Origin of the sequence: Undibacter mobilis (genome assembly GCF_003367195.1) — a bacterium.
GTDB lineage: Bacteria > Pseudomonadota > Alphaproteobacteria > Rhizobiales > Xanthobacteraceae > Pseudolabrys > Pseudolabrys mobilis.
Genome location: NZ_QRGO01000003.1, coordinates 1 through 14,875 on the forward strand (window position 1 = coordinate 1; position 14,875 = coordinate 14,875).

Consider the following 14,875-nt stretch of genomic DNA (forward strand, 5'->3'; position numbering starts at 1 on the left):
CCGGTCCAGTACGTGAAGATTTGCTCGCTCTACGGTGCTGGCTTCTACTACATGCCGGGCACGGATACCTGCATCAAGGTCGGCGGCTTCGTCCGCGCCGAGGTGAACTTCAATGCTGGCGGTTCGTTCGCCCCGAACATGGGTGCATCGACCGGCAATCACAGCTCGGCCACCTACAACGAGAACACCTGGCGTACCCGCGCCGGCATCACGGCTGATGCCCGCTCGCAGACCGCCTACGGCACCCTGCGTGGCTATGCTTACCTGGCGGCCACGTCGGACAACAGCCGCGGTGGTGGTTACTCCGGTCCGAATGCGATCCCGAGCTCCACTACTGGCTACTCTTCAACCAGCAACTCGGGTGGTGCGGATGCTTATGACCGCCTGTACTCGCCAGCGGCGTTCATCCAGTTCGCCGGCTTCACCGCTGGTCGTACCGGTTCGTTCTTCGACTTCGACAACATGACCTATTCGAACCAGTCGAACATCTGGGGTTCGACCCAGGGTGGCAACGGCATCGAGGTGTTCGCGTACACCGCTCAGCTCGGCAACGGCCTGTCGGCGTCGATCTCGGTCGAGAACAACAATGGCCGTCGCGTCGGCATTACCTCGACCGGCGCTAACGTTGTAGCTTCCGCGGCTGGCGTCACCGTTGCCAACACCGTGTATGGCGGCCAAGGCGCTCCGGATATCGTCGGCAACCTGCGCATCGACCAGGCTTGGGGTTCTGCCCAGATCATGGGTGCGGCGCATCAGCTGACCTTCGCGGGCACCTCGGCTCAGACGTTCCCGAATCCGGGTGCGAAGTGGGGCTATGCCTTCGGCGCTGGCGTGAAGATCAACCTGCCGATGCTCGGCAAGGGCGACTCCATCATCGCGCAGTTCACCTACGGCCAGGGCGCGATGGACTATGTCGGTTCGGGCCTCTCCACCGGCAGCAACAACGTCCAGCAGGCGACTGTTGTGACGAACGCCCAGGCTTGGGACGCAACCGTGAGCGCCACCGGAGTCGAAATGACCAAGGGCTGGTCGATCACCGGCGGTCTGGAGCACAACTGGGTCCCCGGTTGGAAGACCTCGCTGTACGGCGCGTACGGCAAGCTGGACTACTCGACTGCGGCGAACACCGTCCTCAACGCTGGTGTTGCTGGCCAGTCCTTCGACTGGTCTCTGTGGCAGGTCGGTTCGCGTACGACCTGGACGCCGGTCACCAACCTCGACCTGAGCGTCGAAGTTATGTACCAGGGCATCTCGAGCGACTTCGCTGCCCCGGCGGCTGGTACCACTGCCGGTAGCAACAGCTGGTGGTCGGGCATGTTCCGCGCCCAGCGCAACTTCTATCCCTGATCGGATAGCGTGACTAAAGGCCCCCGGCGAGAAAATCGCCGGGGGCTTTTTGCTAACGAGTCCGGACCTTTTGCCGGGTCCCTGTGCGTTTGAGAAAAACCATGCCGGTTCGCAACGCGCCTGATCGTTCGTTCGATCTGTCCAATTTGATGCGGATGGAGCGGCTCGCCTTCGCCGCGAAAGTGCGCCTCGCGCGCGCCGTCGCAGGCTTGAGCCAAAGCGAACTAGCGGCGCGCATCGGCATGACGCAGCGCTCCATTCACAAGCTCGAGCAGGGCGGCACCGAGCCGCGCCGTGCCACGGTCGTGGCGCTCGAAATGCTTTGGCGCGAGAAAGGCATCGAATTCGAGGATCTGGTCGATGGCGGCTTCCGGGCTGTCATCCGTTCGTCGGCCTTTGAGGCAACGACATCGGTGCATCGGCCGCATGGCTTGCCGCTTGGGCCAGGGCCAGATGGTCCGTCCGCCGGATACCGGACCTGAACCGCCGAAATCTTCTCATTGTGGGGATGCAAAGGGGTGCGTTGCCAGGGCCGGGGCAGCGGATTATACGGAATCGCGTCCAAGCCGTTTGCCAGACAGGCCCCAAGCCATGACCGCGCGCATCTACCGTCCGTCCAAAACCGCCATGCAGTCCGGCGTCGCCAACACCCGGAAATGGGTCGTGGAGTACGACCTCAGCGAGCCGCGCACAGTCGAGCCGCTGATGGGTTGGACTTCGTCGGGCGACACGCGCCAGCAGCTCAAGCTGCGCTTCGATACGGAAGCGGAGGCGGTGGCCTATTGCGAACGCAATGGCATTCCGTACCAGGTGTTCGAAACCAAGACTTCGCCGCGGCGCGCAATCTCCTATTCCGACAATTTTGCCTTCAAACGCCGCGACGCCTGGACACACTGATGTCTGGCGTCAGCGCGATGGGCTGACCGTTCAGGACGCAGGCGCGTGTCGTTTGCGGCTGGCATCGGTGCGCTGGCGCAGCAGCGATATGAAGCGGTCTTCGGGCATCGGCTGGCCTAACAGAAAGCCCTGGCCGTAATCGCAACCCATGCTGACCAGTGCCGTCATGTCGGCCGCCTTTTCGATGCCAATCGCGACCGCGACCTGGCCGTAATTGTGGGCGAGGTCGATCACGGTCTTGCACAGCGGTGCGTTGACCTTGTCGGTGCCGCAGTCGGTGACGAATGAGCGATCGAGCTTGAGTTCGACGAACGGCATCTTGCCCAGCTTGGCCAGCGAGGACATGCCGCGGCCGAAATCGTCGATGGCCAGCCGGACGCGGCAACGGTGTAGTCGTTCTGCCAGGAAGCCGGCCAGCGACAGATCGGCGATGATCTGCTCTTCCGGCACGTCGATGATCAGGCCGGCCCAGTTCGAAATTTTCGGCTTATTGGCGCGGATAATGTCTTCGGCAGCGAGCTTTTCCAGTGCCGGCACGGGAATATTGACGGTCACCGGTAGATTAAGGCCGAGCTGCGTGAAGCTCTGCGCCGTTCTGAGCGCGCTCAGCAGCGCCAGTTCCGAGAGCCTGACGATATCGGATTCATCCGCGGTCGGCATGAACGAGCCGGGCAGGGCGACGCCGGTGGTCGGATGGCGCGCGCGGGCATAGGCTTCGGCGCCCGCCAATTGTCTCTTGCGCAGGTCGATTTTTGGCTGGAACCAGAATTCGATCCAGCCTGAATCGATTGCCTCGCCGAGATCGATCCGCGAGGCCGACACCTTGAGGGTGCCGAGATTCAAGGTCTGCAAAGTGCCAACGACCGTGTCGGTCTCGAACGGCTTCTTCAGCACCGGCAGCATATTGAGGTTCTGCTCCGCGCCGATCTTCCGCACATGCTCGAGCACCGCGCTGCCGCGCGGGCTCATCAATTGAACCGCACCGGCATATGAATGGCGGCCGAGTGCGAGAATGGTCTCGATGGCGTCGCGCGAATCCAGTGCGATGTTGAGAAAGATGAGATCAGGAACGCGCTGCGTCAACGCCACGCGCATGGTCGCCCCATCCGGGAAGTCCATCGTATCGACGCCGGCACCGTGCAGGATCAGCGACAGGAAGTGTCGGATGCTCGGCTCTTCGTCAATGACGAAACAGAACGGCACATTGCCGGGCGATAAGGGTGGCGAGACGGTCGCGGCTTCCTCACAGACGGATGTGGCGGGCGTCTTGGGCATCGACGGCTCGCGTAAAAATGGAAATACAACGCATACAGAATCAAAGGTGGAAGGTATCTGTGAACCAGAAGCATTAAATTTGGGTTGTTAAATTGCATTGCCATTTCGGCATCGACGCCGGTCGCAATTCCCCGTGCGAAACGAAGCTGTTCCCGATCGGAAGAAGTTGGCGACCCCGGCTGGATTCGAACCAGCGACCCTCAGCTTAGAAGGCTGATGCTCTATCCAACTGAGCTACGGGGTCGTTGCCTAAGCTTTAGCGGCCTGAGCAGGCTTTTGAAAGTCGCCACCAGGATCATCTTCAATACATAGTAATATCATAGTGTTGTGGGCGGATCTTCATGTTCTTGAAGTGAGGATCTAGAATCGCGATTGATTTCCGGCGTTGCCAGCATAGTGCTCGACGGCCGGCACATCCTGGCACCCCGCGGCTCGTCGACCCCGTGGTCACGCGATTCCATGATTTGCCGCAAAGATCTGCCGTCATGTCATGGACACCATCCGGCACAGCATAATGGGATAAGAATGGGTGGCCGAATCCGGAGGGTTTTCGTCATGTCACGGTCGATACGCGTTGGTCTTGCCGGCTTTCTGGCTGCCGCTGCTTTGGCGCTCAGCCTCATCAGCCCGAGCGCCCAAGCGGCCGATAAGGCTTACACCAACCCCGATCTCGATCAGGCCGCGATCTCGCTCGAAGAGCAGATCAAGCAGGACGCCGGCAACGTTACTAAGACGCCGCAGGTTCTGCGCCGCGAAGCCGACGCCGCCTTCCAGAAAAAGGACGTGCGCAACGGCATGCTGCTGCTGGGCCAGCTGGTTGCGGCGGCGCCGAACGATGCCGATGCCTGGCTCAGGTTGAGCCGCGCCGTACTGCAGATCCGTACGCGCGACGCGAACGAACAGGCGACGCTTTACGAGCGCGCCACCACCGCGGCTTACGTCGCTTATATCCGCGCAACGCAGCCGGCGACGGAGGCTGACGGCTTGGCTGCGCTCGGTCAGGCCTTCGCAGCGCGTAAAGAGTGGCGTCCGGCACTCAATACGATGCGGCTGTCGCTGCAATTACGCGAGACCGCCGATCTGCGCGGCCAGTATGAACGGCTGCGCGTCGAGCACGGCTTCCGCATGCTTGACTACACGGTCGATTCAGACGCCGTTTCGCCGCGCGCCTGCTTCCAGTTCTCCGAGGCGCTGCCGGAAAAGCGTACCGACTTTTCGCCCTTCGTCGCCGTGGCCGGGCAGGACAAGCCGGCGATTTCAGTCAACGACAGGCAGCTTTGCGTCGATGGCCTCAGGCACGGCGAGCGTTATGCCATCACCTTGCGCGCCGGCCTGCCATCGACGGTGCATGAGACTCTGACCAAGACCGCCGAATTCACGGTGTTCGTGCGCGATCGCAAGCCGTTCGCACGCTTCTCCGGCAAGGCCTATGTGCTGCCCAAAACCGGTCAGCGCGGCATTCCGGTGCTCAGCGTCAATACGTCGGCGGTCAAGCTGACGGTCTATCGCATTGGTGACCGCAACCTCATCGAGACCGTGCTGGGCTACGATTTCCAGCGCAATCTCAGCCCCTTCGAGGGCGAGCAACTCGCGTCCGAACGCGGTGCCAAAGTGTGGAGCGGCGAACTCGCCGTCGAGCAGAAGCTGAATACCGAGGTGGTCACCGCGTTCCCCGTCGACGAGGCGCTGCCGGACCTGAAGCCCGGCGTCTATGCGATGACGGCGCTGCCGAAGGACGCCATTGCCGCCAACGACTACGAGCAGGCACCGACACAGTGGTTCATCGTGTCCGATTTCGGCCTGACCGCTTATTCGGGCCAGGACGGCATTGACGTCTTCGTGCATTCGCTCGCCAGTGCCCAGCCGCTCAGCGGCGTCGAAGTGCGGCTGATGGCGCGCAACAATGAAGGCCTTGCCAGCAAGACGACCGACACCAATGGCCGCGTTCATTTCGAGGCCGGGCTATCGCGCGGCGAGGGCGGTCAATCGCCGGCCGCGGTCATCGTGTCAGGCAAAAACGACTACGCGTTCCTCAGCCTCAAGACGGCGGCCTTCGATCTGTCGGATCGTGGCGTTGCCGGCCGCGTCACTCCGGCTGGGCTCGATGCCTTCGTTTACACCGAGCGCGGCGTTTATCGCACCGGGGAGACGGTGGCGATCACGGCGCTGCTGCGCGATGCGCGCGGCTTCGCCGCACCGAATGTACCGCTGACGCTTGTTGTCGAGCGGCCGGACGGCGTCGATTACAAGCGCGTCGTCGTGGCCGATCAGGGCCTGGGCGGCCGCAGTCTCGAAGTGCCGATCGTATCGACGGCCTCGACCGGCACCTGGCGCGTGCGCGCCTATACCGATCCGAAGCGGCCGGCGGTCGGCGAGGCCACCTTCATGGTTGAGGACTATGTGCCGGATCGTATCGAATTCGATCTGACCACGCAGGCCAAGGCGATTCCGCGCAAGGGCTCGATCGAGCTCACCGTCGACGGACACTTTCTCTACGGAGCGGCGGCGTCGAATCTCGATCTCAGTGGCTCGGTGACTATCCAGGCTGCGAAAGAGCGCGCCGGCTTCCCCGGTTATCGTTTCGGCTTGTTCGACGATCCGGCAACGGCGGATCGCCAGGAACTCGCCGACCTGCCGCAGACCGACGACAAGGGCAAAGCGACCGTGCCGGTCGAACTCACCAACCTGCCGGACACGACGCGACCGCTGGAGGCGCTGATTGCCATCGACATGCTGGAGTCGGGCGGCCGCGGCGTCGAGCGCAAGCTGACACTGCCGATCGCGCCGGATAGCGACATGATCGGCGTCAAGCCGAATTTCAACGGTCTCTCGCTGGCCGACGGTGCGAACGCCGATTTCGATATCATCGTTGCCGCACCGGACGGGGCAAAGCTCATGCGCAAGGGGTTGAAGTATGAACTGCTGCGCGTCGAGACCACCTATCAGTGGTACCGGCAGAACGGGCAATGGAATTACGAGCCGGTCAAGCGCACGCAGCGCATCGCCAATGGCACCGTCGATGTGACGGCCGCCCAGCCCGGCAAACTGTCGCTGCCTGTGAAGTGGGGCCGCTATCGCCTGGAAGTGACGGATGGCAGCCCGAACGGCATGATGACCTCGATGTCGTTCGATGCGGGCTTCTATGCGGAATCGAGCGCCGACACGCCGGACCTGCTCGACATCGCGCTCGACAAGCCCGGCTATGCTTCGGGCGACACCATGAATGTCGCGGTGACGGCGCGCAGCGCCGGCCGCCTGACGCTCAACGTGTTCACCGACAAACTGGTCATGAGCCAGTCGCAGGACGTGAACGCGGCCGGCATCGTCAATGTTGCGATGCCTGTCGGCAAGGACTGGGGCACCGGAGCCTATCTCGTCGCTACCTTGCGGCGGCCGCTCGATGCGCCGGCGCAGCGTATGCCCGGCCGGGCCATCGGCGTGCAGTGGTTCGCGATTGACCGCAGCCAGCGCACATTCAATATGACGATGAATCTGCCTGCTACGATGCGGCCGGAGACGGCGCTCAACATTCCGATCAAGGTCGGCGGGCTTGCCGCCGGCGAACAGGCGCGCGTCGTCGTTGCTGCGGTCGACGTCGGCATTCTCAACCTTACCAATTACAAGCCGCCGGCGCCCGACGAGTATTATCTCGGCCAGCGCCGGCTCACCGCCGAAGTGCGCGATCTGTACGGCCAGTTGATCGACGGGATGCAGGGCGCGCGCGGCCAGATCCGTTCCGGCGGTGACATCGGCGGTGCCGAACTGTCCGGGTCACCACCGGCGCAGGCGCCGTTGTCTTTGTACTCGGGCATCGTGACGGTTGGCGCCGACGGTACGGCCAACGTCTCGTTCGCCATCCCCGCCTTTGCCGGCTCTGTGCGGGTCATGGCAGTGGCCTGGAGCAACGACAAGGTTGGCAAGGCGTCCGGCGATGTCGTGGTGCGCGATCCGGTCGTGCTGACGACGACGCTGCCGCGCTTCCTGCGCACCGGCGATCGCGGCACGGTGCAGATCGAGCTTGATAACGTCGAAGGCGCGGCTGGCGACTATAAAGTCGCAGTCGACACGGCCGGTTCGGTCAAGCGCGAGGGCGATGTGCCGCCGGCGCTGACCTTGGCCGCCAAGGCGCGCGGACGCCTGTCGGTGCCCGTGTCGGCGGCTGGCTCGGGAGCGAGCACGGTCGTGGTCAATGTGTTGGGGCCGAACGGCTTTGCTCTGGCGAGGAGCTATAACCTCGACGTGCGGCCGTCGACGCAGATCCTGACGCGCCGCACCGTGCGCCCGCTCGCCAAGGGCGAGACGCTCACCTTGTCCAATGACGTGTTTGCCGACTTTGTGCCGGGCACCGGGCGCGCCGGCCTGTCGGTCGCGATCTCGACGTCACTCGATGCAGCGACCTTGCTCAACCAGCTCGACCGCTATCCGTTCGGCTGTTCGGAGCAGATTGCGAGCCGCGCCGTGGCGATGCTCTACATCAACGATCTGGCCGCGCAGGCGCGCCTTGCCCCCGACGGCGACGTCGATGCCCGCATCAAGGATGCGATCGCGCGGCTCACCGCGCGGCAGAGTTCGAGCGGCTCCTTCGGCCTGTGGTCGGTTGGTGGCGGCGATCCGTGGCTGGATGCCTACATCACCGACTTCCTCACCCGCGCGCGGGAAAAGAAGTTCGAGGTGCCGCAAGTTGCAATGACGCTGGCCATCGATCGGTTGCGCAACTATGTCGCCACCGCGCCGGAGCCGGACAAGAACGGGGGGCGCGAACTCGCCTACGCCCTCTATGTATTGGCCCGCAATGGCGCCGCGCCGGTCGGCGATCTGCGCTACATCGCCGACGTCAAGCTCGATGCGCTGGCCACCCCGATCGCCAAGGCGCAAGTGGCCGCCGCGCTCGCGATGTTGGGGGATAAAGCCCGAGCCGACCGTGTCTACCGCGCCGCGCTCGACGCCATTCCGGCGAAGCCGGGGCTGGAAATCGGCCGCGAGGACTTCGGCTCGGCGCTGCGCGACGCCGCAGCCTTGGTAACGCTCGCTTCCGAAGGGCACGCACCGGCAGCAACCATCACGCAGGCGGTGGCGCGGATCGACTCCGCGCGCGCCGCCATCAAGCAGACTTCGACGCAGGAAGATGCCTGGCTGGTGATGGCGGCCCGCGCGCTCGCGGGCGAACTCAACGCCATCTCGCTCAACGTCAACGGCGCAGCGCAGAAGGGCGCTTACTACCGTCGGTTCAATCCGGACCAACTCGCCTCGCCATTCCGCGTTGCCAACAGCGGCGACGGCGCGGTGCAAGTGGTGGTCTCGGTGTCGGGCGCGCCGCTCAATCCGGAGCCGGCGGCGGAAGCGGGCTTCAAGCTCGAGCGCAATTACTACACGCTCGGCGGTGAGCCGGCCGATCCGTCCAAAGCCAAGCAGAACGATCGCTTCGTCGTGGTGCTGAAGGTGACCGAGCCGCAGGTGCAATTCGGCCGCATCATGGTGGCCGACTATCTGCCCGCCGGGTTCGAAATCGACAATCCGAAGCTGGTCTCGTCCGGCGACACCGGCTCGCTCGGCTGGATAGCGGACGGCGCGCCGGCGGCGAACACGGAATTCCGTGACGACCGCTTCACTGCGGCCTTCGAGCGCCGGCCGAACAATGACAAGCCTGTGTTCACCGCGGCCTATGTCGTGCGCGCGATATCGCCCGGCCGCTATGTGCTGCCGCAGGCGACGGTGGAGGACATGTATCGCCCCGAACGCTTTGCGCGCACGGCGACCGGTACGGTGGAGATCACGGCGGCACGATGAAGCGCATCAAACTCATCGTCGCGGCGTGTGCCGGCGCGATTGCGCTGGCCTGCATCGCTTGCGCCGGATGGGTCTATGCATTCGGGCCCGCACCGCTCGGCAAAGACATCGAATTGTCTCATGTCGTGCTCGATCGCGAAGGCCGGCTGCTGCGCGCTTACGCGACCAAAGACGGCCGCTGGCGGCTGCCGGCGAGTGTCGAGGATGTCGATCCGCGGTTTTTCAAATTGCTTTACGCCTACGAGGACAAACGTTTCCTGACGCATCATGGCGTCGACCTGTTGGCGATGACCCGCGCCGCGTGGCAGCTCGGCTCCACGGGACACATTATCTCCGGTGGTTCGACTCTTACCATGCAGGTCGCGCGACTTCTGGAGCCGCGCGAACATCGCACGGTTACGGCTAAGCTGCGGCAGGTAACACGCGCGCTTCAGCTCGAGTATGGGCTTTCCAAGCCGGAAATCTTGTCTCTGTATCTGACGCTGGCCCCCTATGGCGGCAATCTCGAAGGCATTCGCGCGGCCTCGCTGGCGTATTTCGGCAAAGAGCCAAGGCGGCTGACGCTGGGCGAGGCGGCATTGCTGGTGGCCTTGCCGCAATCGCCGGAGACGCGGCGGCCGGATCGCCATAGCGGTCGCGCGCAGGCGGCGCGCGACCGTGTGCTCGATCGGGTGGCGCTCGCCGGAGCCGTGCCCCACGACGAGATCGCACGCGCCAAAGCGGAAATCGTGCCGCATGTACGCCGGCCTATGCCGGTGTTCGCGCCGCATTCAGCCGATCGCATTGTTATCTCCGAGCCGGATCGCCGTATCCACCGGCTTACCATCGATCAGCCGCTGCAGGCCAAGCTGCAGACGCTGGCAAAAGAACGCGCCGAGGCGCTCGGCCCCGACATCTCGGTCGCCATCCTGGCTGTTGATAATGACAGTGGCGAGGTGAGGGCGCGCGTTGCCTCGTCCGACTACTTCGACACCCGCCGCGCCGGTCAGGTCGATATGACCGCCGCATTGCGCTCGCCCGGCTCGACGTTAAAGCCGTTCATTTACGGTCTCGGCTTCGAGGACGGCCTCATTCACCCCGAGACGTTGATCGACGATCGGCCGCAGCGTTACGGCGGCTACATGCCCGAAAATTTCGACCTCACGTTTCAGGGCACGGTGACAGTGCGCCGCGCGCTGCAATTGTCGCTCAATGTGCCGGCCATTGCTGTGCTCGACAAGGTTGGCGTCAATCGGCTGAGTGCCCGGCTCACACAGGCAGGCGCGGCGCTGGTGCTGCCGAAAGAGGAGGCGCCGGGTCTTGCGATGGGCCTTGGCGGCGTCGGCGTGACGCTCAACGATCTCACGATGCTCTATGCCGGGCTCGCTCGCGGCGGGGAGGCCGAACCGCTGGTCGAGCGGCTCGGACAGGCCAATCCACCATCGCGCCGGCTGCTCGATCCGGTGGCGGCCTGGTATGTCGGGAACGTCCTGATCGGCGCGCCGCCGCCGGAGAATGCCCCGCATAACCGGTTGGCCTTCAAGACCGGCACGTCCTACGGCTATCGGGACGCGTGGGCAGTCGGCTTCGACGGCCGCATGACCGTTGGCGTGTGGGTCGGCCGGCCGGATGGCGCGCCCGTACCCGGTTTGGTCGGGCGGTCAGCCGCAGCGCCAATCCTGTTCGATGCCTTCGCCCGCTCCGGTGCGACGCCGGCGCCGCTGCCGGCGGCGCCCAAAGGGGCGGTCTTTGCGGTTTCTGCCAAACTGCCGCCGCCGCTGCAGCGTTTCAATGCTCAAGCCTATGGGGCGGCAGCCGAGGCGCCCCGCATCATGTTTCCGCCGAACGGCGCCCGCTTGGAACTGGCGTCTGGCGGGGCGCTCGATCCGATGGCGCTGAAGATCGCCGGCGGAACGGGACCGCTCACCGTAATGGTCAATGGGGTGCCGGTCGGGGCTCCCGGCCACCGGCGGACCCTGTTCGTCCGTCCCGATGGACCAGGCTTCGTCCGCCTGACCGTCATGGATGCCCGCGGCGCGGCCGATAGCGTAGTGATCAGAATACAATAGCTGCCGGCAAAGTGGCCGTAATCGGCCGTGCAAGCTTCCGTGGGCAAGCCCGATTCACTATTGTCTGGCGCGGATTTGGCGGGGTAACCGTGGTCCGAGCCGGTAACGGCATCAGCCTAGAATCGGCACGCGCAGCGGATCGACCGGAGAACAGCTTTTGAAAAAGACGATCAAGTATGGCGCCATGTTCGGCGCCGGCGTCGGGATGTTCTACGTGCTCCCGAAGCTCTCGCTGTTCTACGCCGCCTGCGGACTTTACGATGTCTGCCGCAACCGACCCATCAACGGCTTTCTGCTCAAGCAGTATTTCGTCGGCAACGGTGTGCTGACCTGGCTGCTGTCGCCGATCAACATTCTGCTCGACGTCCTCGCGCTGCCCCACGTCAACAAGGGCGTCTACAAACTGGACGACCTGCCGGGTCCGTGGCGGGACGAAGTGACGCGTCTCATCGATATTGCCAAACGCGAAAAGCTGGTCGAACAACTCGAGCAACGCGCCACCGACGGCCGCACCATGATCTTCTTCAAATGGTACGGTGAGAACCGGGATACGTTCATCAACGTTCCGGCCTTCCACGAGCAATGGAAATATATCCAGACCATCGGCGTATCGATCTTCAACAAGAAGGTCTCCACCTCGAAGCACTTCGGCCCGCTGAGGCCGACATTCCGCGTGCTCTATAATCTCAACGATATCGACGACCGCTCCACCTACATTACTGTCGGCGATCATGTGAGCTATTGGCAGGACAACAAGCTGTTCATTTTCGACGACACGCTGATGCATCAGTCGATCAACGAGACCGACAAGGTGCGCTATTGCCTGTTCGTCGATATGGTGAGGCCGTCGTTGTTCTCCGGTTTGCTGCGTCCGGCGATCACAATCGTGAACCACGTATTCCGCAGAGCCAACCACATTTTTTATAACAAATGGAAAGTCATTCAGTAGTGACCGCAGCACCGCAGCGCGGCGCCGCCCGCGGCCTCGGCGCGATGCTTGATCTTGCGGCGCTGTCGCATCGTCGTGCGGCCGCGCTTCTCGTCGCGGTATGCCTTATCGCGTTCCTGCCGGGGTTCTTCCAGATCCCGCCGGTCGATCGCGACGAGTCGCGTTTTGCGCAGGCCTCCAAGCAGATGGTGGAGAGCGGCGACTATGTCGATATCCGCTTCCAGGACGAGGTTCGTTACAAGAAGCCGGTCGGCATCTATTGGCTGCAGTCGGCCGCCGCGAAGGTTGGCGACGCACTCGGCGTCGCCGACGCGCACCGAACAATTTGGCTCTATCGTTTGCCGTCGCTACTGGCCGCGATCGGCTCGGTGTTGTTGACCTATTGGGCGGCCTTGGCATTCGTCGCGCGGCGTACGGCGCTCATTGCGGCGCTGATGATGGCGACATCGCTGCTGCTCGGCGTTGAGGCGCGGATGGCCACCACCGACGCCACTCTTTTGCTGATGAGCGTCGCCGCCATGGGCGCGCTCGCCCGTATTTACCTCGGCGCCCGGCATGAGCCACCGCGCGCGGCCGGCTGGCATCTGCCGGCATTGCTATGGACCGCCATAGCGGGCGGCGTGCTGATCAAGGGGCCACTGGTCCTGATGTTCGTCGGACTGACGATGCTGGCGCTCGGCATCGCCGACCGCTCGGTGCGCTGGATGCGGGACGTACGGCCGGTCGTTGGCTTTCTCTGGATGCTGCTTCTGGTCGCGCCTTGGTTCATTGCCATCGTTGCCAAGTCCGGCGAAAGCTTCTTCATGAAATCGGTCGGCGACGACATGCTGGCCAAGGTGACGAGTGGACAGGAAGCGCATGGTGCGCCCCCCGGATATTACTTCCTGCTGTTCTGGATCACGTTCTGGCCGGGTGCGGTGCTGGCCGGGTTGGCGGCACCGACAATCTGGAAGGCAAGGGCGGAGCCGGGCGCGCGTTTTTTGCTCGCCTGGGTGATCCCGTCGTGGATCGTGTTCGAAGCGGTGATGACCAAGCTGCCGCATTACGTGCTGCCGCTTTACCCGGCCATTGCCATCCTGATCGCCGGCATCGTCGAGAAGAACGGTCTGTGGCGCAACAAATGGATCGAGCACGGCACCATCGGCTGGTTCCTGCTGCCGACCGTGATCGCGGTGGGAGTGCCGATCATTTTCTTCACCATGAGCAAGGACCTCGGTCTGGTGGCCTGGCCCTTCGCCGCGGTCGCGGTGATTGCGGGGCTGTTTGCGTGGTGGCTGTTCGACGTCGACGGCGCGGAACGCGCGTTGCTGCGCGGCATGGTGTCGTCGGTCTTCATCGCTGTCACCGTTTACGCGATCACCTTTCCGATGCTGCCGTCGCTGTTTCCGAGCCAGCTCGTGGCGCGGGAAGTTCGCGCCAAAGGCTGTGCCGATCCGCAACTGGCCTCGACCTTTAATTATCAGGAGCCGAGCCTCGTTTTCCTGCTCGGCACCGGTACGAAGTTCAGTGATGGTGCCGGTGTCGCCGAGTTTCTCAATGGCGGGCCGTGCCGCTTCGCCCTGGTCGATGCCCGCAGTGAGCGGGCTTTCGTGCAGCGCGCCAACGCGCTCAATGTCGGCTTCACGCTCGGCAGCCGTATCGACGGTTTCAACATCAGCAATGGCAAACGGTTCTCGATGGCTGTGTTCCATTCGGCGGTGCCATGAGTTCAGGAACGACGGATACGGCCGGGCGTGCGTTGTTGAAGACGCCGCGGCGCTGCATCGAAAACGTCATCGCCTCGTTCCGGCGTCTCTTCCGGCCGTTCGACTGGCGCAAGGCATTGCCGTGGATCGAAGCACCGCAGCAGGTTCTGATCGGCGCTGCCGTCGTCGTTGTCGCGGCGATCGCGGTGATGGGTCTCGTCGATGCCAGCGTGACCCGCGCAGTGCAACGCCTGCCGGTCTGGGTCATCGATCTGTTCAATTTCGTCACGGATTTCGGCAAGGGCGCCTGGGTGCTCTGGCCACTCGGGTTGTTCTATCTGGCGCTCGCCGCGTTGCCGCGTCCGGCGACGCGCATCTCGCAGGCAGTCCTCGCTGCGGTCATGGTGCGCGCCGGCTTCCTGTTCGCGGCTGTCGGCTTGCCGGGATTGTTTGCGAGTCTCGTCAAGAATATGATCGGGCGGGCGCGTCCCGGCGTCGGCGGCTCCATCAATCCATTTCTCTTCGATCCGTTTCATTGGGCGCCGGCCTACGCCAGCATGCCGTCGGGACACGGCACCACGGCTTTCGCCGCGCTGGCCGCCTTCGGTACGCTGTTTCCGCGGGCGCGCACGGCGCTGCTCATCTACGCAGTCATCATCGCGACCAGCCGCGTTGTGATCCGGGCGCATTACGTCAGCGACGTGATGGTCTCGGCCGCGTTCGGCATTGTGGGCGTCATCCTGGTGCGGCGATGGTTTGCGGCCGTGCATCTCGGCTTTGCCATCGGGCCGGATGGTCGGATCGTACCGTACCCGGGGCCGTCGGTTCGCCGGATCAAAGCAGTTGCCCGCGACCTCTTGGCTTAATAAAGAGCAGCGCCGGGGCGG

At 63.8% G+C, this 14,875-nt stretch carries 9 protein-coding genes and 1 tRNA gene; 8 read left to right on the forward strand and 2 right to left on the reverse strand.

What is annotated here, in order from left to right; translation table 11 throughout:
* From DXH78_RS17480 to DXH78_RS17490, 3 genes are all read left to right on the forward strand, one after another.
* A partial coding sequence (locus DXH78_RS17480; RefSeq protein WP_147292668.1) for a porin occupies window positions 1-1,347 on the forward strand: 1,347 nt, incomplete at its 5' end.
* Window positions 1,348-1,448: 101 nt separating this feature from the next.
* On the forward strand, window positions 1,449-1,829 hold the full coding sequence (locus DXH78_RS17485) for a helix-turn-helix domain-containing protein (protein WP_115518557.1): 381 nt from the start codon (window positions 1,449-1,451) through the stop codon (window positions 1,827-1,829).
* A 109-nt stretch (window positions 1,830-1,938) separates the two neighbouring features.
* On the forward strand, window positions 1,939-2,244 hold the full coding sequence (locus DXH78_RS17490) for an ETC complex I subunit (protein ID WP_115518558.1): 306 nt from the start codon (window positions 1,939-1,941) through the stop codon (window positions 2,242-2,244).
* 30 nt (window positions 2,245-2,274) lie between these two features.
* On the opposite strand, the gene DXH78_RS17495 is transcribed toward DXH78_RS17490, so the two are convergent.
* Both DXH78_RS17495 and DXH78_RS17500 read right to left on the reverse strand, forming a co-directional pair.
* The gene (locus DXH78_RS17495) at window positions 2,275-3,519 is read right to left on the reverse strand and encodes an EAL domain-containing response regulator (protein WP_115518559.1); all 1,245 of its coding nucleotides are present in this window, start codon (window positions 3,517-3,519) and stop codon (window positions 2,275-2,277) included.
* Between the two features lie 167 nt (window positions 3,520-3,686).
* Window positions 3,687-3,763: transfer RNA gene (locus DXH78_RS17500), tRNA-Arg, on the reverse strand.
* 311 nt (window positions 3,764-4,074) lie between these two features.
* Between DXH78_RS17500 and DXH78_RS17505 the strand changes: the two genes are divergently transcribed.
* The 5 genes from DXH78_RS17505 to DXH78_RS17525 all read left to right on the forward strand — a co-directional run bounded on the left by DXH78_RS17505 (window position 4,075) and on the right by DXH78_RS17525 (window position 14,854).
* A complete protein-coding gene (locus DXH78_RS17505) occupies window positions 4,075-9,306 on the forward strand; it encodes an alpha-2-macroglobulin (protein WP_115518560.1) in 5,232 nt (1,743 codons plus the stop codon).
* The gene (pbpC, locus tag DXH78_RS17510; protein WP_115518561.1) at window positions 9,303-11,354 is read left to right on the forward strand and encodes a penicillin-binding protein 1C; all 2,052 of its coding nucleotides are present in this window, start codon (window positions 9,303-9,305) and stop codon (window positions 11,352-11,354) included. The genes DXH78_RS17505 and pbpC overlap by 4 nt, the downstream gene beginning before the upstream one ends.
* 157 nt (window positions 11,355-11,511) lie before the next feature.
* Window positions 11,512-12,303, forward strand: a complete 792-nt coding sequence (locus DXH78_RS17515) for an aspartyl/asparaginyl beta-hydroxylase domain-containing protein (protein ID WP_115518562.1) — start codon at window positions 11,512-11,514, stop codon at window positions 12,301-12,303.
* Window positions 12,303-14,009: an ArnT family glycosyltransferase gene (locus DXH78_RS17520; RefSeq protein WP_245416934.1), complete on the forward strand. Its 1,707-nt coding sequence runs from the start codon at window positions 12,303-12,305 to the stop codon at window positions 14,007-14,009. The genes DXH78_RS17515 and DXH78_RS17520 overlap by 1 nt, the downstream gene beginning before the upstream one ends.
* Complete coding sequence (locus DXH78_RS17525; protein ID WP_115518564.1) at window positions 14,006-14,854, forward strand: phosphatase PAP2 family protein; 849 nt, start codon at window positions 14,006-14,008, stop codon at window positions 14,852-14,854. The genes DXH78_RS17520 and DXH78_RS17525 overlap by 4 nt, the downstream gene beginning before the upstream one ends.
* Window positions 14,855-14,875: the final 21 nt, after the last annotated feature.